The organism is Nocardia sp. NPDC057663 (genome assembly GCF_042799895.1).
Taxonomy (GTDB): domain Bacteria; phylum Actinomycetota; class Actinomycetes; order Mycobacteriales; family Mycobacteriaceae; genus Nocardia.
The window spans coordinates 193,881-215,285 of the sequence record NZ_JBHVHX010000002.1; the positions used below are offsets into that span (position 1 = coordinate 193,881).

The following is a 21,405-nucleotide window of genomic DNA, read 5'->3' on the forward strand; positions in this document are numbered from 1 at the left end:
CGCAAGACCCCGGCACCACGAGAGGAGCTAGCCGTGAACGGATCCACCGCGCAGTACGAACGCCGTGTCGATATGCACCGGCTGCCCCTGGGTGCCGTGCTGCCGCACCGCCTTTCGTGCGTGCGCATCGCCTTCTGACCGGATTCTCACCGGCCTGACCCAGGCTCCTCCCCCACACCCGTACGCCACCGCGCCTCCGGTCCCTCCTCGTTCGTCGCCGACTGCTTCCGGCACGGTCAGAGCAAACCAGCAACGCGCGCCGACCTAGTCGTCCTCGGCCCCACCGGGGTCGCCGCCACGGATCGACCACAGCAGCCCGTCGAGCTCGTCGGGCTTGATCAGCACATCGCGCGCCTTGGACCCCTCGCTGGGGCCCACGACGCCGCGCGTCTCCATCAGGTCCATCAACCGGCCCGCCTTGGCGAAGCCGACGCGCAGCTTGCGCTGCAGCATGGAGGTGGAGCCGAACTGCGAGGTCACCACGAGTTCCACGGCCTGCAGCAGCACGTCCATGTCGTCGCCGATATCGGGGTCGACATCCTTGACCTCGCCTGCCTTGGCGGCGGTGACGCCCTCCTGGTACTCGGGCTCGGCCTGGGTCTTGCTGAACTCGACGACCGCGTGGATCTCCTCGTCGGAGATGAACGCGCCCTGCAGCCGGGTCGGCTTGCCCGCGCCCATCGGCAGGAACAGGCCGTCGCCCATGCCGATCAGCTTCTCCGCGCCCGGCTGGTCCAGGATGACGCGCGAGTCGGTGAGCGAGGAGGTCGCGAAGGCCAGGCGGGAGGGCACATTGGTCTTGATCAGGCCGGTGACCACGTCCACCGATGGGCGCTGGGTGGCCAGCACCAGGTGGATACCTGCCGCACGCGCCTTCTGGGTGATCCGCACGATCGCGTCCTCGACATCGCGCGGCGCGGTCATCATCAGGTCGGCGAGCTCGTCGACGATGGCCAGGATGTACGGGTAGGGCCGGTATACGCGCTCGCTGCCCAGCGGCGCGGTGATCTGGCCCGACTTCACCTTCTTGTTGAAGTCGTCGATGTGGCGGACCTTGTTGGCCTGCATGTCCTGATAGCGCTGCTCCATCTCCTCGACCAGCCAGGCCAGCGCGGCGGCGGCCTTCTTCGGCTGGGTGATGATGGGCGTGATCAGGTGCGGAATGCCTTCATACGGCGTGAGCTCCACCATTTTCGGGTCGATCAGGATCATCCTGACCTCTTCCGGAGTGGCCCGGTGCAGCAGCGAGATCAGCATCGAGTTGACGAAGCTCGACTTACCGGAACCGGTGGAGCCCGCCACCAGCAGGTGCGGCATCTTGGCCAGGTTCGCCGAGACGAACTCGCCCTCGATGTTCTTGCCGAGGCCGATCACCAGCGGATGGTGGTCATTGCGGGTGTGCGGCGACTTGAGCACGTCGGCCAGGCGCACCAATTCGCGGTCGGCGTTGGGCACTTCGATACCGACGGCCGACTTGCCGGGGATCGGCGCGAGCAGGCGCACGTTCTCGGTGGCGACCGCGTAGGCGAGGTTGCGGGCCAGCGCGGTGATCTTCTCGACCTTGACGCCGGGGCCGAGCTCCACCTCGTAGCGGGTGACGGTCGGGCCGCGCACGAAACCGGTGACGGCGGCGTCGATCTTGAACTGCACCAGCACCTCGGTGATCGCCTCGATCATCGATTCGTTGGCGGCCGAACGCTTCTTGGGCGGATCACCGTCGAGCAGCAGGGTCAGCGGCGGCAGCGTGTAGTCGCCGTCGACGACCCGGTCGGTGACGAACTCCGGCTCCGGCGGCGCGGGCGGGGTCTGGTCGACGACCTTGGCGGGCGGGCGTTTCCGCGCCGGTTTCGGTGCGGGCGCGGGTGCGGGCGGTTCGTCGACGATCGGTTTGGCGTCACGCAGCGGCGGTTCGCCGAGCGATTCGGTGAGCGCGTCGTCGCCGCCGAACTCGTCGGGCGGGTAGTTGTCGTCGGGGGTCTGACCACGGCGGCGGGTCCGGTTGCGGTGCACCGGGAATCCGTCGGCGTCGTAGTTGGCCGGATCGTACGGGTCGTCGTCGGCGGCATGCTCGCCGAGACCGAAGTATTCGCGCAGGACCGCGGGCACCTCGCGCACCGTGGTCCCGGTGAGCAGCAGCACACCGAACACCATGGCCAGCAGCAGGATCGGCAACGCCAGCCACGGCGTGAGCCCCTGCCCGAGCGGACCACCGACGGCGTAGCCGAGCGCGCCCGCCGCCCGCGAACGTCCCTGCGCGTCGGTGGGTGACCCGGCGGCCAGATGCCACACACCCAGCGCGGGCAGCACGACGAGCAGACCGCCCAGCACCAGCCGCGGCCGGATCTCCGGCTGCGGCTCGGTGCGCATGAGCAGCACGGCGAGGGCGATGAACAGCAGCGGGGCCAGCCCGCCCGCCGTTCCCGCGATCGCGCGCACGACGTCTTCGAGGAACCGCCCGACCGGACCGCCGGCCGACAACCACATGGCGGCGGCGATGATCGCGCTGACCGCGATGAGCGCCAAGCCGATTCCGTCGCGCCGGTGCCCGTGCTCGATCTCGCCGGCCCGGCTCAGCGTGCGGGTGGTGGCGCCGACGCCACGCGCCAGCATGGTCCAGCCGCTGCCGACACCGCGCCCGATCACCGCCAGGGGCGCGGTATCCGAGGCGCGTTTGACCGGCCTGCGCGCGGGCGCGGTGCGTCCCCGCGGCGCCGCCGACGCTCGCGGAGTCGCCGAACGAGATCGCGCCGACGGCGTCTGCCCCCTGCTCGATCCCGCCCGCGCCCGAGAGGTCGTGGTGCTGCGGGACTTACCTGCCATGACCATCAGGCTAGCCGCTCAGGCACCGCCTGGACCATCCGCAACACTGGTCCCACCCCGGTTGCGGCCGTGATCTCACCCGGATGCGCAGGTCGCAGGGCCCCGGTCAGCGCGGGGAAAACTCGCCCGCGACCGCGTTTCGCGGGCCCCGGCCGATCGAATCGGTGCCGAACGACCGCGGTTTCGGCGCTCGCGGCCTGAGCAAAACCTTTCAGATCCCTTGTGATCGGCGCGAATCCGGGCGCCGCAGGTGGCGCCGAACACGCAACGGTCGGTACGTTGTCACCCGGTCCACCAGGTTGCGGACCAGGAATACGAGGGGAATCACGTGAAAAGAGCTTTCACCGGCGCGGTGGTCATGACCGCGACCATCGGCGCGTTGCTGGGCGGCCACATCGCGCCGGCCCAGGCGCAGGCCGACAACTACGGCGCGCTCGCGCTGTCGCGCAACGGTGCATCCAGCATCACCGCCAATTACGGCAGCTACGCCGCGGCCGAGTCGGCTGCGATGGCAGGCTGCCAGCGTAGCGGGGGCGGCGCCGGCTGCGACGTGAAGATTTCGTGGCGCAACGGGTGCGGCGCCCTCGCCGAGTCGAGCCGCTCCTACAGCTGGGCTTCGGGGCCCTCGCTGCGGGCGGCCAAGCGCAGCGCGCTCAACGCCAACCGCGGCGCGGCCACCATCATCAACTGGAACTGCACTTCGGGCTACGAGCTCTAAGTCGCGCACGACCCGCCGGAAAGTCACTCCGGCGCCATATCTCAATTGGGGAGATCAGTGAACAACCGCATGTTCAAGACGGCGGTCGCCGTGACGGCGGCCGCCGCCGCGCTCGGCTTGACCGCGTGCAGCAGCAGCGAGCCCTCCGCCGGGGCCCCGACGACCACCGCGGGCGCCGCGTTCGAGGACGGCAAGAAGGTGGAGGGCACCCAGGAGGGTGACGCGCCGATGACCACCGCCGTGCCGGTGCTGCCCGCGCCGACGGTGGACGAGCTCAACGCCCGCCTGGACAAGGCCATGGCGGGTCAGCTGACCGCCGAGGAGAAGGCCACCTTCATCGAGGACGCCGAGCGCGACCCGAACCTGGTCGACAAGTTCGTCGAGGCAGCGAAGAAGAACAACGTCAAGGCCAAGATCACCAGCGTCGGCACGCCGGCCGACGGCAAGGTGAAGGCACCCGCCGACGTCACCATCGACGGCACGCCGGTCCAGGGCGCGACCGTGGAATTCGTGGCCTCCGAGGGCGGCTGGCGCGTGTCGCACGTGTTCACCTGCAACATCGTGAAGTCGGCCAAGCTCGACTCCGCGGCCTGCCAGGCCTGACGCGAGCAACGAAAACCGCCGGGCGACACTGTCACCCGGCGGTTTCGTGTTTCGTCTGGATCAGACGCCGATGACCGTGGGCACGATCATCGGGCGGCGGCGGTAGGTGTCGGCGACCCAGCGGCCGACCACGCGCCGCACGCCCTGGGCGATGCGGTGGGTGTCGGTGATGCCCTCACCGGCCAGCCGCAGCAGCTCGGCCTCCACCAGCTCGTTCGCGCCGCTGAGCGCGGCCGGGTCGTCGGAGAAGCCGCGCCCGTTGATCTCGGTGCTGACCGCCTTGCCGGTGGTCGCGTCGATGACGACGGTGATCGAGATGAAGCCACCCTCGCCGAGGACCAGGCGGTCCGACAGGGTCGACTCGCCGACGTCACCGACCGAGAGGCCGTCGACGTAGACGTGCCCGACCGGCACGCGGCCGACGATGGAGGCGATGCCGTCGACCAGGTCGACCACGACGCCGTCCTCGGCCAGCACGACCCGCTCCTCCGGCACGCCGGTGGCCACCGCGAGCGCGGCGTTGGCGCGCAGGTGCCGCCATTCGCCGTGCACCGGCATGGCATTGGTCGGGCGCACCGCGTTGTACAGGTACAGCAGCTCACCGGCCGAGGCGTGGCCGGAGACGTGGACCTTCGCGTTCTGCTGGGTGATGACCGTCGCGCCCAGCCGGGCCAGCCCGTTGACCACCGCGAACACCGAGTTCTCGTTGCCGGGGATCAGCGAGGACGCCAGCACGATCAGATCGTCGGCGCGGATGTTGATCTGGCGGTGGTCGCCCCTGGCCATCCGGGCCAGCGCCGAGAGCGGCTCGCCCTGGGAGCCGGTGGAGATCAGCACCAGGCGGTTGCCGGGCAGGTTGGCGGCTTGGTCCAGGTCGACGACCACATTGTCGGGCACCGTCAGGTAGCCCAGGTCCTGCGCGATCTGCATGTTGCGCACCATCGAGCGGCCGACGAAGCAGATCTTGCGGTTGTACTTCTGCGCCACGTCGACGACCTGCTGGATGCGGTGCACGTGGCTGGCGAACGACGCGACGATGACGCGGTTGCGCGCCTTGCCGATCACATTGTCGAGCACACCGCCGATCTCGCGCTCGGGGGTGACGAAGCCGGGGACCTCGGCATTGGTGGAGTCGACCAGGAACAGGTCGACACCCTCGTCGCCGAGCCGGGAGAAGCCTGCCAGGTCGGTGAGGCGGCCGTCGAGCGGCAGCTGGTCGAGCTTGATGTCACCGGTGTGCAGCACCACGCCCGCCGGGGTGCGGATGGCGACCGCGATGGCGTCGGGGATCGAGTGGTTGACCGCGAAGTACTCGCACTCGAACGGGCCGTGCACGGTGGTCTCGCCCTCGGCGACCTCCATGAGCTTGGGCTGCAGCCGGTGCTCACGGCACTTGGCGGCGACCAGCGCGAGGGTGAACTTCGCGCCGATCACGGGGATGTCGGGGCGGTTGCGCAGCAGGAACGGCACCGCGCCGATGTGGTCCTCGTGACCGTGGGTGAGCACGATGGCGACGATGTCGTCCATCCGGTCCTCGATGGGCCGGAAGTCGGGCAGGATCAGGTCGACACCGGGCTGCTGGTCCTCGGGGAACAGCACACCGCAGTCGACGATCAGCAGCTTGCCGTTGTACTCGAAAACGGTCATGTTGCGGCCGATTTCGCCGATGCCGCCGAGCGCGAACACGCGCAGGCCGTTCTTCGGCAGCTTCGGCGGGGTGCCGAGCCGGTCCTGAGCGGCCTTCTCGCGGGATTCGGCTGCCGGTGCGGCGCCACGACCGCGGCCACCACCCTGGCGGCCACGGCCGCCACCGCCGCGGGACTGCTGCTGCGGTGCCTGCTCGGCGGCCGGCTTGGACTTGGCGCGGCGCGAACCGGCCTTCTTCGGCACCGTGACCTGCTCCTCGGCGACGCTGATCAGGTCGGTGCCCAGCTCGGCCTCGCCGACCAGGTTCGCCTCGGCGATGATCTCGGCGACCGGCGTGGCGACCTCCTTCGGCGCGGCGGGGGCGGCCTGCGGCGGTGCGACCGGAGTGGGTTCGGGCGCGCCGGCGGCACGGCTGGCGGCGCGGCGACGAGGCTTACGAGCGGCAGGTTCGGTCATGCCGACACCCCCGCGGCCTGCAGATCCAGCGCCAGCGCGTCGAGCTGCGCCTGCGTGGGCATCAGCTGGGGCAACCGCGGTTCACCCACCTCGACACCGAGCAATCGAAGAGCTCCCTTGCACATCGCCACACCTCCCAGGCGGGTCATGGCCGCGAACAGCGGCAACAGTGTCGCGTTGATCTCCCTGGCGCGGACCACGTCACCGGCGGTGTAGGCCTGGTGGATCTCGCGCAGGCGTTCGGGCACCAGATGCCCGATCACGCTGATGAATCCGGTGGCGCCGACCGAGAGCCAGGGCAGGTTGAGCCCGTCGTCACCGGAGTAGAAGTCCAGGCCGGTGGTCGCGATGAGATCGGCGCCGGAGACCAGATCGCCCTTGGCGTCCTTCACCGCGACGATGTTCGGGTGATCGGCGAGCCTGCGGATCGTGTCGATGGCGATCGGCACCACCGACCGCGGCGGAATGTCGTAGAGGGTCACGGGCAGCGAGGTGGCATCGGCGACCGCGGTGAAGTGCGCGATCAGGCCTTCCTGCGTGGGCCGCGAGTAGTACGGGGTCACGACCAGCAGGCCGTGCGCGCCCGCGTCCTCGGCGGCGCGCGCCAGCTCGAGCGAGTGCGCGGTGTCGTAGGTGCCCGCGCCCGCGATCACGGTGGCGCGGTCGCCGACGGCGTCGACGACGGCGCGCAGCAGGTCGGACTTCTCCGATTCGGTGGTGGTCGGCGACTCACCGGTGGTGCCCGAGATGGCCAGCAGATCGACGCCGCGGTCGACCAGGCGCGCCGCCAGGGCCACACCGGCGTCGATGTCGACCTTGCCCGCAGCGCTGAAGGGGGTCACCATCGCGACACCCACCGTGCCGGACGCGTGCAGCTCCGTTGGCGTCGATTCACCGTTCGTCATGGTCAGAAAGGCTACCCGGTCGCCGGATGAGCCTCGACACCCTAGCGCCCGATCCGGCTGCCGGTGGGTGTTTTTCGCCGCCTGCCAGCCCCGATGGTGACATCATCGCGACCCTTGCGTGATGTCATTTGTGACAGCACACTGGTGTCATGGATCTGAACGCTCATACCGCGCGGCTGCGCGAGGAACTGATCGCCGCCGCTGCTCTCGGCGACGAGAAAACGCAGGCCACCGCCGCCGCCCTGGCCGCGGCGGTGGAGAGTTCGAGCCGGCTCGTACTGCTGTCGGCGCTGTCGGAACTGGCCGCCGAGATCAGCACCGAGCTCGGCGACCGGACCGTACACGTCCGCCTGGACGGCACCACGGCGGTGGCCGACGTGCGCAAGAACACGCCGTCGGGCGCCGAGGAACCGCCGACCTTCGAGGAGATGACCGGCGACATCAGCCGCGTCACCCTGCGCCTGGTCGAACAGCTCAAGTCCAAGGCCGAGGAGGCGGCGGCGCAGAACGGGCAGTCGCTCAACTCCTGGCTCTCGGGCGCGGTCACCGGCGCGCTGCGCGATCAGATGCGCGGCCAGGGTCCGAAGGGCTGGTGAGCGGACCCGGTCACAGCAGCGGGGCGAGGTCGCCGCGCTCGCCGATGACGACGTCGTCGAGTTCGAGCCAGTCCGCCATCTCCCGGAGCGCGCCGCGCAGGGCGTGCGCGGTCTCGGCGGTGGCGTAACCGGGTTCGGCGAACGCGCCGGGCGCGAGCAGTCTGCCGCTGCCGCGCTCGGCGCGCAGGTCGACCCGGCCGACCAACCGGCCGTCGAGCAGGAACGGGAAGACGTAATAGCCGTGCACCCGTTTGGGTTCGGGCGTGTAGATCTCGATGCGGTAGTGGAAGTCGAAGATCCGCTGGGTGCGCGGCCGGAAGAAGATCAGCGGATCGAACGGGCACAGCAGGGCGGCGCCGGTGATCTTGCGCGGCGTGCTCGCCTCGGGGTGCAGGTAGGCCGGTGCGTCCCAGCCGTCGACGTCGACCGGGACGAGTTCGCCCGCGTCGACCAGGTCGGCGATCGCGGGGGCGCTCTGGCGGCGGTTCAGGCGGTAGTAGTCGCGCAGGTCGGTCTCGGTGCCGATGCCCAGTGCTCGACTGGAGCGGCGCAGCAGTTCGCGGACGGCGTCGCTCTCGGGGATCTCGCGGTCGCGGACGTCGGCCGGGACGACGCGTTCGGTGAGGTCGTAGTGGCGGGTGAAGCCGGCCCGGCGCGCGATGGACAACTCCCCCGCGGCGAACAGCTGCTCGCACACCAGCTTGGTGTCGCTGAGATTCCACCAGGTGCCCTTGGGGCGCGGCTTGTCGAGCTCGAGGTGCCGTTCGATCTCCCCCGCGCTGGCGGCGCCGACCTCGGTGACGACATCGAGGATGTCCTTGCCCAGCGTCGGATTGCGTTCGACGACTGCGCGCATGCCCGACCAGCGCCCGTGCCGGTACTCGGCCATCCGCCAGCGCAGCAGCGGCCAGTCCGCGACCGGGATGAGCGCGGCCTCGTGCGCCCAGTACTCGACCAGACCGCGCCGGGCCCGCGGGCTGTCGCTCCACGCCGCGCGCTCGAGCAGGCTGCGATCGTAGGGGCCGATCCGGCTGAACACCGGCGCGTAGTGCGCGCGCACCACCGCCGACACCGAATCCAATTGCAGCAGGCGGGTTCTGGCTACGACATCGAGCACCGCCCGCCGATTCGGATTGGCCGGTCGGCGCCTACCGAAACCCTGCGCGGCCAGCGCGATCCGCCGGGCCGTCGCCGCATTCATCAGCTGCATTCCCTCAGCCTGGCACAGGGGTACGACAGGTGATCGCGGCTCAGGTGGAGACCCGGACGACCCCCGCGGTGTCGATCTCGGTGCGCCGGTCCCCGGTCGGCGCCGCGGCCAGCACGGTCGCCACCCAGCGCCGCCCGATCGGCAGGACGCGCACGGTGACGGTGCCCGCCTCGGCGGTGTCGAGTTCGTCGATCGCGGCGTCGATCACGTTGTGGCGCACCCAGGTCGGGACACCGCGGAACCCGCCGTCGTCGAGCAGGGTCACCTCGACACCGCGGGATCGAGCGCCGCGGGCAGCGGCGCTGAGCCGTTCGGTCACCAGTTCCGGGGCACGCAGTCCGTCGCGCAGTTCGGCTTCGAGCAGCCTGCACTGTTCGCGTTCGTCGTCGGTGAGCTGGGCGCCCTCGGCGATGCGCGCGAGGATCGGCCGGGCGACCTGGTCGAGCCTGGTCAGTTGCCGGTCGCGTTCGGCGGTGGCCGCCGACAGCGCCGCCTCGGTCGCCGCGCGCCGGTTGGCCTGGCTGCGCAGTTCGCGCAGCGAGCGCTGGGTGGGCCGCACGATCGCCATGAACACCGTCACCGCGCCGACCGTGGCGACCGGTGTCAGCGCCCGCACCACGGTTTCCGGATGCCAGGTGGTGAACACGCCCATCGTGACGAGCACCGTCGCGGCGGCGGCGACACCGAGCCAGGCCGACAGGATCCGCCCGCGCAGCACGAGCATCGCCAGCAGATACGAGGTCGGGTAAGCGGTCCACAGCTGATGCGAGAACCCGGTGGGGTTCTCGACCCAGGGCACGGTCAGCGCCATCGCGACGGGACCGGCGCAGGCGACATAGACGGTGGCGGGCCAGGGCAGCGGATCCACCGGGAAGACCAGGACCACCAGCGCCGCGACGGCCATCAGCACCAGCGCGGCGGCGGCCGGGATCGCCGGCGCGATATCGAAGTTCACGCGCAGGTACATGATGATGGTGGCTTCGAAGATCACCACGAACAGCCAGGCCATGCCGTCGCTGAGGCCGAGCAGGTCGCGCATACCGAACCGCACCTCCCGGTCAGCCATGACTGCCCCACACCAGGGTCACCACGGTGCCCGCCCCCGGCGCGGACTCCACGAAGGCCGCGCCGCCCGCCAGGGTGCGCATCCGGCCCAGGATGCTGCCCGCGATGCCCATCCGGTCGGCCGGTACCCGGGCGGGGTCGAAGCCGGCGCCGTCGTCGGAGAGCACCACCCGGAGGCCGCCGGTGGCGATGGTGACGGCGACCTCGCGCCGCACCTGCCTGCCCGCGACCTCGGCGTGGCGCAGGCTGTTGCGCACCGCTTCGCTGAGGGCGGCGCCGAGCACCTGGGCCGCTTCGAGCGGCAGGCACAGATCCGCGCCGCGCCGCGCGGCCTGTACCGGGAGCTCGGGATCGACGTCGCGCACGGCGGCACGCAGGAACTCCACGGCGGCGGCCGCGTCGAGATGGTCGAGCTCCGGTGCGCTGCGGGCCTGTTCGAGCTGTTCCAGGGTGCGCGCGGCCTGGTTGCGCAGGACCTGGGAGGGTTCCTGTTCGCGGGAGGCCTCCAGCAGTGTCGACAGGACCGCGTCGTGGATCAGCGCGGCGAACCGGGCACCCTCACGCTCGCGGGCCGCGGTCGCCGCGACCGCCGCCGCCCGCGACCGCTGACCGACCGCTTCCCGGTCGACGCGTTCGGCGGCCGTCCGCGCGTAGATCACACACCACAGGAACAGCGCGGCCACGCCGAGCGCCCTGGTGATGTCACCGAACAGCGCCCACGCCGAACTATCGGGAACGACAGCGGCATTGGAGGCGCTGGTCGCCACGGAGAGCACCGCAGCGAAGCACACCGCCACCCGGCCCGACCAGGCGAGGCCACCCGCCATCACCCCGAGCACCAGCCCGCGATACGGCCACGACGCGAACGAACCGATCGTCACCACCGAGTACACCAGCGGGGTCGTCACCGTCGCGGCGAGATAGCAGACCGCGGCCGCGCCGGCGACCCGGCGGATCGCGGTGACCGGCCCGCGCGCCGAGACGATCGCCAGCGGCGCGAACAACAGGTACGCCGCCACCAGATGCACTTCGGGCCACACCGAGCGGTTGGCCGGCTGGATCAGCACCGCGGGCAGTTCGAGGGTCATCACGATCATCGCGCCGACGCCGATCACGACCCCGAGCCTGCGCAGGATCTGATCGGTCGCCGCCCGCGAGAGCTCGCTGTCCACCGCGGCGGGCACCGGCGCCTGCGCGCGGACCGCGGCGGTGGTCACGTGCGCTGCTGCCGTTCCGGCACGGGCAGCCATCCGTCCTCGACGGCCCGTTTGTACAGATCGGTCTTGGTGGGGGCGGGCCGTCCCGCGTCGGCGTATTTCTGCCGGATGCGGCCCAGGTAGTCGTTGACGGTCTGTTCGGACAGGCCGGTCAGCCGGGCCACCCGCGACGCCTTCTCCCCCGAGGCGTACAGCATGAGCACTTCCTCCTGGCGCGGGCTGAGCCCGACGTCGGAGAGCTGCGGGTCACCGTCGATGGCCGCGGCCCAATCGGTGGTGACGACCTGTTCCCCGGAGGCGGCCCGGCGGACCGCGGCGACCACCGTCGCCACGCTCTCGGATTTCCGCAGCACCCCGAGCACACCGGCCTTGGCGGCTGAGCGGACCAGGAACGCGTTGTCGGCGCCGGTGAACACCAGCACCTCGATGCCGCGTTCGCGCAGCACGGTGACATTGTCCTCGGGGGTCGAGCCGTCGGGCAGGCGCAGGTCGAGCACCACCAGATCCAGGGCGGCGTCGGTGGCGAGCAGACCGGCCACGGTGTCGGCGGTCGCGACGAGATCCAGGTCGGGTTCGGGCCCGAGCATGGCCGCCAGCCCGATCGCCACGGACTCGTGGTCCTCGACCAGACCGATCCGCCGCACCGCCGGAGTCTGCTGCAACTCGCTCACCGACCACTCCCCATCCTCGAACACCCATCCGCGGCCAGCCCGCAACACCTCGGAGTCGAGTTCTACCGCATCGGGCACCCGCGTGTCAGCCCACCAGAATTCGGGGCCACAGCGATCCGCCCACGTCGAGCGTGCTCGCCGCCTCAGCCGATCCGGCCACGGCGCGACCACCGGCGCGGCGTCGGCGCCGCGACGATGCCGTGGGCGAGCAGACTTTCCGCGGTGTCGAGCACCGATTGCCGGACCGGCAGAAAAGTGAGGCCGAGCTCTGACTTCGCTTTCTCCGCGCTGACTCGCTCCTGCTTGCCCAAGGCGGGCACGACACGTTTGACGGCGTCGTCGGTCGTCGCGGCGAGTTTGACCAGCCAGTCGGGCAGCGTCCGCGACGGCACCGCGAAGCCTCGCGGGCCGAACTCTGCGGCGAGGACGGCCGCCATCTCACGCATCCACACGTGTTCTCCCCCACAGATATAGCGCTGCCCGCCGGCCTCGGGGGTTTCCATGGCGAGGCGATGGGCGCGCGCCAGGTCTCGGACATCCACGGTGGACCACCCCACATCGAGCGATCCCGGAACTTTCCGGCCGAGCAGCCTGATCACCGGCTCGTGGGACATGTTGGTCTGTGGGTGCAGCACCGGTCCCAGAATCATCGGCGGGTGCAGAGTCACCAGATCGAACCCGAGCGCCGTCGGCGGCTGGTCGACGAAGTCCCGAGCGGCGCGCTCGGCGAGAACCTTGCTCCGGTCGTAGCCGGTGAGCCGGTCCGGATTCGACCAGTCCTGTTCGGTGAAGACCTTGTCCACGTCGTGGCCCTGGTTGACGGTCACGATCGACGAGGTGAGTACGACCCGTCGCACGGTCGGGCTCGCGGCGGCCGCGCGCAGCACCCGCAGGGTGCCCTCGACAGCGGCCTCGACCATGGCCTGCTCGGATTCCTTGCCGACATCGGGTATCGGCGAGGCCACGTGCAGGATGTAGTCGCAGCCCTTCACCGCGATATCCCAGCCGTCGTCGGAGGTCAGATCCGCCTGCACGAACTCCACCGCACCACCGAGCCGTTCGGCGAGCTCCACCAGATGCGCACGCCTACCGGCCGCGCGGAGCTCCCGGACGGTCGCCCTGACCTGATAACCGTGCTCGAGCAACTCCCGAACGCAGTGCCCGGCCACGAATCCGGTGGCACCGGTCACCAAGACGATCCCCATAGTCGATTCCCTTGTAGCTCACAGGGATTCGCTCCCCACCCCGATCGATTCGAGGCGGAGTCTACTGTTCACGACCGAGGTGTGCGCGGCAGCTCATTCCATCAGCTGTGCGGCGAGCGTCGCGCCGAGATTCCAGCACGCTTCGAGATCGGTCTTGGACGGCGGGCCGGACACCACCACATAGTCGGCCGCCTTCACCCAACCGAGCCCGGTCGTGATGGAGGTGACACCCTTCTCCGCGCCCTCGGTGCCCTCGTTGCCGTGGACGTAGAGGCCGAACGGACGCGCCCGCGTCGAATCGAGGCACGGGTAGTAGACGGTGTCGAAGGCGTGCTTGAGCGCGCCACTCATGTAGCCGAGGTTGGCCGGGGTACCGAGCAGGTAACCGTCGGCTTCGAGCACGTCGACGGCGGTGACGGCCAACGCGGCCCGGCGCACCACCTCCACGCCCTCGATCTCGGGGTCGGTGGCCCCGGCGAGCACCGCTTCGAACATCGCCTGCGTGTGCGGCGACGGCGTGTGGTGGACGAGGAGCAACCGGGCCACTACGCCTCCCGCTCCAGCTTCTCCAGAGCCACCGCGCGGCGCATGGCCTCGCGGGCGCGGGTGCGGTCGCCCGCGTAGTCGTAGGCGCGGGCCAGCCGGTAGGAGGACCGCCAGTTGTCCGGGTCGGCTTCCCATTCGGTCTTGATCTGCGCGAACAGCGCGTCGGCCGCCGGGCGTTCGATGCGGCCGGAGGGTCGGCGCGGCAGCGCCGAGGTGTCGACCTCGAGTCCCTCCTCGTCGATGCGGCGGGCCAGGTGCTGATGGGCCAGTGCCGCCTGCAGCGTCGTCCACACGATCCACACGCCGACGACCGGTAGCAGCAGCATGCCGATGCCGATCGCGATGCCGGCGAAGCCGCCGTCGGCGATGTAGGCGATGGCCAGCCCGCCGAGGCGGATGAAATAGTAGATCAGCGCCAGCACCAGGAACGCCACCAGCGCAACGATTTTCACGACCTGACGGTCAGGTCGCCGCGCGGCGGGTTCGGGTGCGCTCACAGATCCAGGAAGGGGTCGAGCCCGACGGTCAGGCCAGGTCGACCGGCGATCTCGCGCACGCCGAGCAACACGCCCGGTGCGAAGGAGTTCCGGTCGATGGAGTCGTGGCGGATGGTCAGGGTCTCGCCCTGGGTGCCGAACAGCACCTCCTGGTGGGCGACGAGCCCGGCCAGGCGCACGGAGTGCACCCGCACACCGTCGACGTCGGCGCCGCGGGCGCCCTCGAGTTCGGTGGTGGTGGCATCGGGGCTGAGGCCGACACCGGCCTCGGCGCGGGCCGCGGCGATCAGCGCGGCGGTGCGGTAGGCGGTGCCCGAGGGCGCGTCGGCCTTGTTCGGGTGGTGCAGCTCGATGACCTCGACCGATTCGAAGAACCGCGCCGCCTGCTCGGCGAACCGCATCGACAGCACCGCGCCGATGGCGAAGTTCGGCGCGATCAGCACGCCGACCTCGGGGCGCTGCGCCAGCCAGGACCGGACTTCCGCCAGGCGGGCCTCGTCGAAGCCGGTGGTGCCGACGACCGCGTGGATCCCGTTCTCGACCAGGAACTTCAGGTTCCCCATCACCACATCGGGGTGGGTGAAGTCGACGACCACCTGGGTGCCGGTCTCGGTGAACGTCTCCAGCGCGTCGCCCTTGTCGACCTGGGCGACCAGCTCCAGATCGGCCGCCGCCTCCACGGCCGCGCAGATCGCCTGTCCGACCTTGCCGCGTGCTCCGAGCACTCCGACCCGAATGGTCACCCGCATCTCCTCGTCTCGCTGCTGCCTTGCCGGCAAGCCTATCGAGCAGCGGCGGGCGAGGTGGCGCCGAGGTCAGTCGAAGACGATCACCTGCCGCAGCGCCGCGCCCGCCGCGAGCTCGTCCATCGCCTGGTTGACCTGGTCGAGGCCGATCCGGGACGAGACGAGCCGCTCCAGCGGCAGCGTGCCCGCGCGCCACCGGCGCACATATTCGGGGATGTCGCGCTCGGGCACGGCCGAGCCGAGATAGCTGCCGATGATGGTGCGGCCCTGCGCGACCAGCGCCAGCGGGGAGATCGTGGCGGTGGCGGTCGGAGCGGGCAGGCCCACCGTCACGGTGACACCACCGGGCGCCGTGGCGGCGACGGCGGTCTCGAAGGCGCGCACATTGCCCGCGGCCTCGATCACCACGTCGGCCTGCACGCCCTGCTCGGCGATCTCGCCCGGCGTGAACACGGCGGTGGCGCCGAATTCTCGTGCCAGCGAGAGCTTTTCGCCGACGGTGTCGACGGCGACGACCTCACCGAGTCCGAGTGAGACCGCGACGAGCACCGCGGCCATGCCGACACCACCGAGCCCGACGACCATGATCCGGTCACCCTTCGCCGGTTTCGCCGCATTGAGCAGCGCGCCGCCACCGGTGAGCACCGCGCAGCCGAGCACCGCGGCGACCTCCGGCGGTACGTCGTCGTCGACGGGAACCACCGAACGCCGGTCGACGACGGCATGGGTGGCGAAGCCGGAGACGCCCAGGTGATGGTGCACGTCCTCGCCGTCACGGCGCAGCCGACGCCCGCCGCCGAGGAGTTCGCCGGCATTGTTGGCGACGCTGCCCGGCCCGCACGGAGTACGCCCGTTGCTCGCACAGCCCGCGCAGTCACCGCAGCGGGGCAGGAACGTCATCACGACCCGCTGCCCCACCGTCACATCGTCGACGCCCGGCCCGGCGGACTCGACGATGCCCGCCGCTTCGTGACCGAGCAGCATGGGCACCGGGCGCACCCGATTGCCGTCGACCACCGACAGATCCGAATGGCACAGTCCCGCCGCCTCGATCCGGACCAGCAGCTCGCCCGCACCCGGCTCGGCCAATTCCAGTTCACACACGGTGATCGGCTGCGACGCGGCGAACGGCGCCGGGTCGGCGATGCGTTCCAGGACGGCTCCACGAATCCTCATGGCGCGAACCTACCGCGAAACGACCGTTGCGGGACCGCGGATTCGGGGCTAAATTCGTTCGCGGTGATGGTGCTCCTGTCGGCCGCCTCGTACCGTGCCCAGGGTCGGCGCCATCACGAACCTAGGAGAAATCCCCTGTCAGTACAGTTCAATCACACCATTGTCGGTTGCCGCGATAATAGGGAAACCGCCGAATTCTGGGCGGACATCCTCGGGTTGGACATAGGAAAGGAGTGGGGTCCGTTCATTCCGATCCCGCTCGACAACGGCGTCACCTTCGATTTCGCCCGGGTGCCGCCGCATGCTTCCGAAATCCAGCCGCAGCATTACGCATTCCTCGTCTCGGAGGCCGAGTTCGACGCGGCCTACGCCAAGATCCAGCGCTACAAGCTGGACCATTGGGCTGATCCGCAGCAGCACGGGGTGAACGAGATCAACCACAACGACGGCGGTCGCGGGGTCTATTTCCTCGACCCCAACGGTCATTTCATGGAGCTCATCACCGTCCCGTACGGTGGCTGGCCCACGTAATACGCCCTGACACCGGCCGGTCCGCGACCCCGCGGACCGGCCGGTGTCGTCGTTATCGCGCGGTCGCGCCCACCCGGCTGCCGCGCAGCCCGAGCACCGCGGCCAGTACACACGCCACCGAGACGATCACGATGAACCAGGGAAACACGGTCGCGAGGCCCCAGGTGGTCGCCGCCCAGCCCGCCGCCAGCGTCGGCAACGCCATCGCGGAATAGGCGAGCAGGTAGTAGGCCGACATGGTCTCCCCGCGCCGGTGCGGCGGCACGACTTCGGACAGGTGGCGCAGCGAACCGCCGAAACCGAGCCCGAAGGTGGCGCCGAGCACGAGCCCGGCGATCAGGACCGCGACCGGTTGTCTGGTCGCCAGTGCGGGCACCGTGGCCAGCAGTGCGGCCGCCATCCCGAGGTCGCCGATGATCGCGGCCCGCCGCGCCGGAATCCGGGTGGCGAAGAGCTGGACCATGGCGGCGGCGAACGCGGTGCTAGCCACCACGACCCCGCCGAACAGCAGATTGTGCACCCCGGTCTCGGCCGCGGCCAGCGACGGATACAGCGACAGCAGCACGCCCAGCACCGACCAGGCCGCCATCACACCGATCGCGGAGAACCAGAAATCGGCCCTGATCTCCTGCGGCACAGCTGGTTTCGCAATGGTGATGCGCCCCTGCACCCGGGCCGTGTGCGGTTCACGCAGCGCGAGCATCCCCGCGGCGACGGCCAGGCAGACCACCGCGATCACCACATACGGCGTGCGCAACGGCGAGGGCGCGTACTGAGCCAGCGCGGCGGAGCCGAGCACGGCGACCGCCATGCCGACATTGAACGCGACACCGCTGAGCTGCCCGGAGCGCGCACCACGTTCAGGCCGCAGATCGAGCAGGGCCGCGGCGCCCGCCACGACGGTGGCGCCGACCGCCGCGCCGTGCAGCGCCCTGGCCAGCAGCAGCATCGGCACCGAATCGGCGAGCAGGAACGCGATCAGTCCGAGGATCATGGTGGCGAACGCGCCGACGATCACCGGCTTACGCCCCACCACATCCGACACCCGGCCCGAGACCAGCACCGCGCCGAGGGCGGCCACCGCGTACACGGCGAACACCATGGTCGTGGTGAGTGGCGAGAGATGCCACTCGGTCTCGTAGATGCCGTAGAGCGGGGCGGGCGCCCCCGAGACGCCGAGCGCGACCCCGGTCGCAGCGAGCACGAGCCCGTACGCCCAGCGCTGCCCGGGCTCGGGCGGTGCCATCGTTGTCGCTGCCATAGCGGCCCCCATCAGGTGAGTTTGATAACCATCGAACGGCTTCGACACTACGCCGAGTATGATGGCCATCAAACCCCGGAGTGAGGTAGATCATGACTCAGGCTAATGGCCACTCCGCGGCGCCGACCCTACCGGTCGCGGCGCTGCCCGCGGTCCTGGGTGCGCTGCACGATCCGGTACGGCTGGAGATGGTGCGCCGCCTCAGCAATGCGGCCGAGCCGCTGCGCTGCGCGGCGCTCTACGACGCGATCAACAAATCCACGGCGACCCACCACTTCAAGATCCTTCGCGAGGCGGGCCTGATCGAGCGCCTGATCATCGACGGCCAGACCTACCAGCGCCTGCGCACCGCCGAAGTGGACGCCGCCGTCCCCGGTCTGCTCACCTCGATCGTCGAGGCCGCCAACCGCGCGCATCGCGAGGAGTAGGGCCGATCGCTCAGCGGTCGGTGGTCGACGGCGGCGCGACGGTAGTACTCGGCCGCTTCGGCGGTGTCGGCAACAGCCGGCTCGGAATCGTCGGGAGCGGTCGACGCGAGGTCGTCGGCGCAGGCACATCGACCAGCTCACGCCCGCGCACCTCGCCCTCGACGATCTCGCCGCCACCCCACCACACGGCGGCACCCGATCCCGCCAGCAGCACCAGGATGCACAGCGCGGCCACCGCGATCCCCCAGATCCGGCGGAACGCGCGCCGGTCGAGCCACACCGTGATCCCGGCCTCGACCAAGAGAGTGGCGACAACGACGCCGACTACCGCGAGCAGCGCACCGAACACCGCGGGCTGACGCGCCCACCCCCGCACGAACCCGGCGACGACCACCAACGGCACCACACACACGCCGAGCACGACGACCTGGAACCCCGCGAAGTCGAAGCCGTCGTCGGGATCCGGGTCATCGGGACCGCGCCGCAGCCACGCCGTGAACAGCAGCATGTGGCCGAATGCCGCGCCGAGTGCCCCGAGCACCAACAGCCAGCATCCCAACCGGACCAGCCCGGCGAACTCCGACCGCATCGCGGCGGCGCCGACGACGACGATCAACCCGGATACCGCGACCGCGGCGAGGGCGAGCAGCACCCGTGGCCGCCGTGCCGTCCTGGCTCGCAAATATCCAGGGGGAAGTTGCTTGCGCAGCTTGCGGAACACCCCGACCCACGCGAGCAAGAGCGTCCAGAAGATGATCGACGACAGCACGCGCAGGACCAGCTGAGGAGCCCACATAGCCACGGCCGCATAGCAACCCGCGAAGGCCCACACCCATGCCGCCAGCCGCATCAACGCCCGCCAGTACATTTCGGCGAGCAAGCGCCGGGCCTTGGTATCGGTCGGCGAGTTCGCGAGCAGCCCGCGCAAGGTCGCGATGGCGGCCTTTCTGCCGCCTTCGATACCGCCGACTTCGAACTCGGCTCGTGCCTGCATCCGGAGCAGATCGACATGCAACGGATCGATCGCCAGCCCCGCGGCGATATGGCGCCGTACGCCGTCGGTATCGATGAGCCGCTGATAGGTCTCGGCTGCCGAACTATGGACGTCGGCGTCGTTCGGCGCCAGCGCGACCGCTTCGACCACCGCCGCGCGCGCACGGTCCGGGTCCTTGCGGGGGCCGTTGGTGTGCAGCCACGCCAGCATCAGCAGCGTCCCCGCGTGGTGGGGTCGCAGCCGGACGGCCGTAGCCCCGTGCTCGAGTGCACGGTCCCACTCGTCGCGCATCGCAGCGGCCAACGCGACCAACTCGTGCGCGCGAGCCGAATCAGGATGGGCGAGGAGAGCCTGCCCCGCGAAGCGGACGGTGTCGTCGTACTCGTCGAGGTCGTAGGCGATGTCGGCCAGCGCGATCAGCACGCGCGGATCGTCCGGGGCGTCCAGCAACGCCGTCCCGAGAATGCGCCGCGCTTCCTCGATCCGCCCGATCTGTTGTGCTATGCGAGCCCGCTCGATGGCGACCTGCACCGGCATGACTGTTCCCCTCCCCCACTGTGCACTGTCCGAGTGCACAGTACAGGCGAGTCACCTAGCGCTCGACGAGCTTTCGCACCGAGGCGGGCAGGTCGCGGGTGCGCTGGTACGGGCCCGCCACGGCCGCGCCGTAGGGCCGGGCGAGCAGAGTGCGGGCGATCGCGCTGACCTCGTCGGTGGTGACGGCGTCGATGCGGGCCAGGGTGGCCGAGACGCTGCGATGGTTGCCGTAGCTGAGTTCGCTGCGCCCGATGCGGTTCATCCGGGACGCGGAATCCTCGAGCCCGAGGACCAGACCGCCGCGCAACGAGCCTTTGGCGCGGGCACATTCGGCGTCGGTGACCCCGTTGGTCGCCACGTCGACGAGCACGTCGCGCGCCAATGTCGCGACCTGGGCGAGGTTTTCGGGCTGGCAGCCGAGGTAGACCGAGAACGCGCCGGTGTCGGCGAAGGTGTCCACGCTCGAGTACACCGAGTACGCCAGGCCGCGTTCTTCCCGGATGCGCTGGAACAGCCGGGAACTCAGGCCGCCGCCGACGATGGTGTTGAGCACCGACAGCGGCCAGCGCTGCTGCCCTTCGTGCCTGCCGAACGCGCGCACACCGAAGACCAGGTGGGTCTGTTCGCTGTCGCGGTTGATCCGGACCAGGCTGGGCGCGGTCTGCGCGCGGAACTTGCCCTCGCGGCGCGGCGCCGGTTCGACCGCGGCGTCCAGGTGCGCGGCGAACGCGCGATGCACGAGTTCGACCGTGTGGTCGTGGTCGACGTTGCCCGCCACGGCGACGACCATCCGGTCGGGCCGGTAGCGGCGCTGGTGGAACCCGCGCAGCTGCGCGGCCTGCATGCCTTCGATGGATTCGACGGTGCCGATCACGGGCCGCCCGATCGGGTGGTCGCCGAACAGGGCGGTGAGGAAGGAGTCGGCGACCAGGTCTTCGGGGTCGTCGTCGCGCATGGCGATCTCCTCGAGCACCACCTGGCGTTCGACGTCGACGTCGACGGCCCGGCACAGCCCGTTGAGCACCACGTCGGCGACCAGTTCGACCGCCAGCGGCAGGTCCTCGTCGATGACGTGGGCGTAGTAGCAGGTCTGTTCCTTGGCGGTGAACGCGTTGAGTTCGCCGCCGACGGCATCCATCGTCTGGGCGATGTCGAGCGCCGAGCGGGTCGGTGTCGCCTTGAACAGCAGGTGTTCGAGGAAATGCGCCGCGCCCGCGACGGTCGGGCCTTCGTCGCGTGACCCCACGCCGACCCACACGCCGATGGACGCCGAGCGCACGCCGGGAACGTGTTCGGTCACCACGCGCAGCCCGCCGGGGAGCACGGTGCGCCGCACACCACCGTCGGTGGAGACGTCGTCAGCGGTTTCGGTACTCGACTCGGTCAACTGTGGCTTCGTCACCCGATCCCACCGGACGGCTGTACTGACATGGGTTCTCAACCTCTCGAAAACAGGTGCCTGGCGACGTGCGCGGATGCCTGGGGCGAGCAGGCAGCAGGCTCGACGGCCGGCTCCGCGATTCTATGCGCCCGGCACCCCCGCCCGCGCATCGGGCCTCGCGGCGTCGATGCGGCC

Annotated in this window: 20 protein-coding genes; 5 read left to right on the plus strand and 15 right to left on the minus strand. The window is 70.3% G+C overall.

All coding sequences use genetic code 11. From position 1 onward, the window contains the following. Nucleotides 1-264 precede the first annotated feature (264 nt). Nucleotides 265-2,820 carry a DNA translocase FtsK gene (locus ACFVAV_RS05645; protein WP_379030520.1) on the minus strand — a complete coding sequence of 852 codons (2,556 nt, stop codon included), beginning with the start codon at nt 2,818-2,820 and terminating at the stop codon, nt 265-267. 328 nt (nt 2,821-3,148) lie between these two features. Here ACFVAV_RS05645 and ACFVAV_RS05650 point away from each other — a divergent pair, with 328 nt between their 5' ends. Both ACFVAV_RS05650 and ACFVAV_RS05655 read left to right on the plus strand, forming a co-directional pair. Beyond that, nucleotides 3,149-3,538 carry a DUF4189 domain-containing protein gene (locus ACFVAV_RS05650; RefSeq protein ID WP_379030523.1) on the plus strand — a complete coding sequence of 130 codons (390 nt, stop codon included), beginning with the start codon at nt 3,149-3,151 and terminating at the stop codon, nt 3,536-3,538. A 57-nt stretch (nt 3,539-3,595) separates the two neighbouring features. Beyond that, complete coding sequence (locus tag ACFVAV_RS05655) at nt 3,596-4,141, plus strand: hypothetical protein (protein WP_379030526.1); 546 nt, start codon at nt 3,596-3,598, stop codon at nt 4,139-4,141. Nucleotides 4,142-4,201: 60 nt separating this feature from the next. Here the strand turns inward: ACFVAV_RS05655 and ACFVAV_RS05660 are convergent, their stop codons facing one another. Beyond that, nucleotides 4,202-6,244, minus strand: coding sequence for a ribonuclease J (locus tag ACFVAV_RS05660; protein ID WP_379030529.1), 2,043 nt, complete (start codon nt 6,242-6,244; stop codon nt 4,202-4,204). Beyond that, complete coding sequence (dapA, locus tag ACFVAV_RS05665) at nt 6,241-7,149, minus strand: 4-hydroxy-tetrahydrodipicolinate synthase (RefSeq protein WP_379030532.1); 909 nt, start codon at nt 7,147-7,149, stop codon at nt 6,241-6,243. The genes ACFVAV_RS05660 and dapA overlap by 4 nt, the downstream gene beginning before the upstream one ends. A 149-nt stretch (nt 7,150-7,298) precedes the next feature. On the opposite strand from dapA, the gene ACFVAV_RS05670 reads away from it, so the two are divergent. Next, on the plus strand, nt 7,299-7,745 hold the full coding sequence (locus ACFVAV_RS05670; protein ID WP_379030535.1) for a hypothetical protein: 447 nt from the start codon (nt 7,299-7,301) through the stop codon (nt 7,743-7,745). Between the two features lie 10 nt (nt 7,746-7,755). Here ACFVAV_RS05670 and ACFVAV_RS05675 read toward each other — a convergent pair whose 3' ends face one another. The 9 genes from ACFVAV_RS05675 to ACFVAV_RS05715 form a co-directional block, all read right to left on the minus strand. Then, on the minus strand, nt 7,756-8,955 hold the full coding sequence (locus tag ACFVAV_RS05675; protein WP_379030537.1) for a winged helix-turn-helix domain-containing protein: 1,200 nt from the start codon (nt 8,953-8,955) through the stop codon (nt 7,756-7,758). 40 nt (nt 8,956-8,995) lie between these two features. Next, nucleotides 8,996-10,021: a hypothetical protein gene (locus ACFVAV_RS05680; protein WP_379030540.1), complete on the minus strand. Its 1,026-nt coding sequence runs from the start codon at nt 10,019-10,021 to the stop codon at nt 8,996-8,998. Beyond that, a complete protein-coding gene (locus ACFVAV_RS05685; RefSeq protein ID WP_379030543.1) occupies nt 10,014-11,270 on the minus strand; it encodes a sensor histidine kinase in 1,257 nt (418 codons plus the stop codon). The genes ACFVAV_RS05680 and ACFVAV_RS05685 overlap by 8 nt, the downstream gene beginning before the upstream one ends. Beyond that, nucleotides 11,234-11,908: a response regulator gene (locus ACFVAV_RS05690; protein WP_379030547.1), complete on the minus strand. Its 675-nt coding sequence runs from the start codon at nt 11,906-11,908 to the stop codon at nt 11,234-11,236. Before ACFVAV_RS05690 ends, ACFVAV_RS05685 begins: the two co-directional genes overlap by 37 nt. A 143-nt stretch (nt 11,909-12,051) precedes the next feature. Beyond that, complete coding sequence (locus tag ACFVAV_RS05695) at nt 12,052-13,113, minus strand: SDR family oxidoreductase (RefSeq protein ID WP_379030550.1); 1,062 nt, start codon at nt 13,111-13,113, stop codon at nt 12,052-12,054. Nucleotides 13,114-13,206: 93 nt separating this feature from the next. Next, nucleotides 13,207-13,659 carry a flavodoxin family protein gene (locus ACFVAV_RS05700; RefSeq protein WP_379030553.1) on the minus strand — a complete coding sequence of 151 codons (453 nt, stop codon included), beginning with the start codon at nt 13,657-13,659 and terminating at the stop codon, nt 13,207-13,209. Beyond that, on the minus strand, nt 13,659-14,156 hold the full coding sequence (locus ACFVAV_RS05705) for a hypothetical protein (RefSeq protein WP_379030556.1): 498 nt from the start codon (nt 14,154-14,156) through the stop codon (nt 13,659-13,661). The genes ACFVAV_RS05700 and ACFVAV_RS05705 overlap by 1 nt, the downstream gene beginning before the upstream one ends. Then, entirely contained in the window at nt 14,153-14,899 is a 747-nt protein-coding gene (dapB, locus tag ACFVAV_RS05710; protein WP_379030560.1) for a 4-hydroxy-tetrahydrodipicolinate reductase, read from the minus strand. The genes ACFVAV_RS05705 and dapB overlap by 4 nt, the downstream gene beginning before the upstream one ends. Before the next feature lie 72 nt (nt 14,900-14,971). Further along, nucleotides 14,972-16,078 carry an alcohol dehydrogenase catalytic domain-containing protein gene (locus tag ACFVAV_RS05715; protein ID WP_379030563.1) on the minus strand — a complete coding sequence of 369 codons (1,107 nt, stop codon included), beginning with the start codon at nt 16,076-16,078 and terminating at the stop codon, nt 14,972-14,974. A gap of 135 nt (nt 16,079-16,213) precedes the next feature. Here ACFVAV_RS05715 and ACFVAV_RS05720 point away from each other — a divergent pair, with 135 nt between their 5' ends. Then, a complete protein-coding gene (locus ACFVAV_RS05720) occupies nt 16,214-16,609 on the plus strand; it encodes a VOC family protein (protein WP_379031786.1) in 396 nt (131 codons plus the stop codon). A 52-nt stretch (nt 16,610-16,661) separates the two neighbouring features. Here ACFVAV_RS05720 and ACFVAV_RS05725 read toward each other — a convergent pair whose 3' ends face one another. Continuing rightward, the gene (locus tag ACFVAV_RS05725) at nt 16,662-17,870 is read right to left on the minus strand and encodes an MFS transporter (RefSeq protein WP_379030566.1); all 1,209 of its coding nucleotides are present in this window, start codon (nt 17,868-17,870) and stop codon (nt 16,662-16,664) included. Nucleotides 17,871-17,962: 92 nt separating this feature from the next. Here ACFVAV_RS05725 and ACFVAV_RS05730 point away from each other — a divergent pair, with 92 nt between their 5' ends. Next, nucleotides 17,963-18,298, plus strand: a complete 336-nt coding sequence (locus tag ACFVAV_RS05730; RefSeq protein WP_379030569.1) for an ArsR/SmtB family transcription factor — start codon at nt 17,963-17,965, stop codon at nt 18,296-18,298. A gap of 10 nt (nt 18,299-18,308) precedes the next feature. On the opposite strand, the gene ACFVAV_RS05735 is transcribed toward ACFVAV_RS05730, so the two are convergent. Both ACFVAV_RS05735 and ACFVAV_RS05740 read right to left on the minus strand, forming a co-directional pair. Beyond that, nucleotides 18,309-19,829, minus strand: a complete 1,521-nt coding sequence (locus ACFVAV_RS05735; protein ID WP_379030572.1) for a tetratricopeptide repeat protein — start codon at nt 19,827-19,829, stop codon at nt 18,309-18,311. Nucleotides 19,830-19,884: 55 nt separating this feature from the next. Continuing rightward, nucleotides 19,885-21,216, minus strand: a complete 1,332-nt coding sequence (locus tag ACFVAV_RS05740; RefSeq protein WP_379031789.1) for a M16 family metallopeptidase — start codon at nt 21,214-21,216, stop codon at nt 19,885-19,887. Between the last annotated feature and the right edge of the window lie 189 nt (nt 21,217-21,405).

Excerpts from the sequence above, each read along its gene's own strand:
- ACFVAV_RS05730 (WP_379030569.1), top strand. The coding sequence starts at position 17,963 with ATGACTCAGGCTAATGGCCACTCCGCGGCGCCGACCCTACCGGTCGCG.
- ACFVAV_RS05645 (WP_379030520.1), bottom strand. The coding sequence starts at position 2,820 with ATGGCAGGTAAGTCCCGCAGCACCACGACCTCTCGGGCGCGGGCGGGA.
- ACFVAV_RS05725 (WP_379030566.1), bottom strand. The coding sequence starts at position 17,870 with ATGGCAGCGACAACGATGGCACCGCCCGAGCCCGGGCAGCGCTGGGCG.
- ACFVAV_RS05660 (WP_379030529.1), bottom strand. The coding sequence starts at position 6,244 with ATGACCGAACCTGCCGCTCGTAAGCCTCGTCGCCGCGCCGCCAGCCGT.
- dapA (WP_379030532.1), bottom strand. The coding sequence starts at position 7,149 with ATGACGAACGGTGAATCGACGCCAACGGAGCTGCACGCGTCCGGCACG.
- ACFVAV_RS05675 (WP_379030537.1), bottom strand. The coding sequence starts at position 8,955 with ATGCAGCTGATGAATGCGGCGACGGCCCGGCGGATCGCGCTGGCCGCG.
- ACFVAV_RS05715 (WP_379030563.1), bottom strand. The coding sequence starts at position 16,078 with ATGAGGATTCGTGGAGCCGTCCTGGAACGCATCGCCGACCCGGCGCCG.
- ACFVAV_RS05735 (WP_379030572.1), bottom strand. The coding sequence starts at position 19,829 with ATGCCGGTGCAGGTCGCCATCGAGCGGGCTCGCATAGCACAACAGATC.
- ACFVAV_RS05695 (WP_379030550.1), bottom strand. The coding sequence starts at position 13,113 with ATGGGGATCGTCTTGGTGACCGGTGCCACCGGATTCGTGGCCGGGCAC.
- ACFVAV_RS05670 (WP_379030535.1), top strand. The coding sequence starts at position 7,299 with ATGGATCTGAACGCTCATACCGCGCGGCTGCGCGAGGAACTGATCGCC.
- ACFVAV_RS05685 (WP_379030543.1), bottom strand. The coding sequence starts at position 11,270 with ATGGCTGCCCGTGCCGGAACGGCAGCAGCGCACGTGACCACCGCCGCG.
- ACFVAV_RS05680 (WP_379030540.1), bottom strand. The coding sequence starts at position 10,021 with ATGGCTGACCGGGAGGTGCGGTTCGGTATGCGCGACCTGCTCGGCCTC.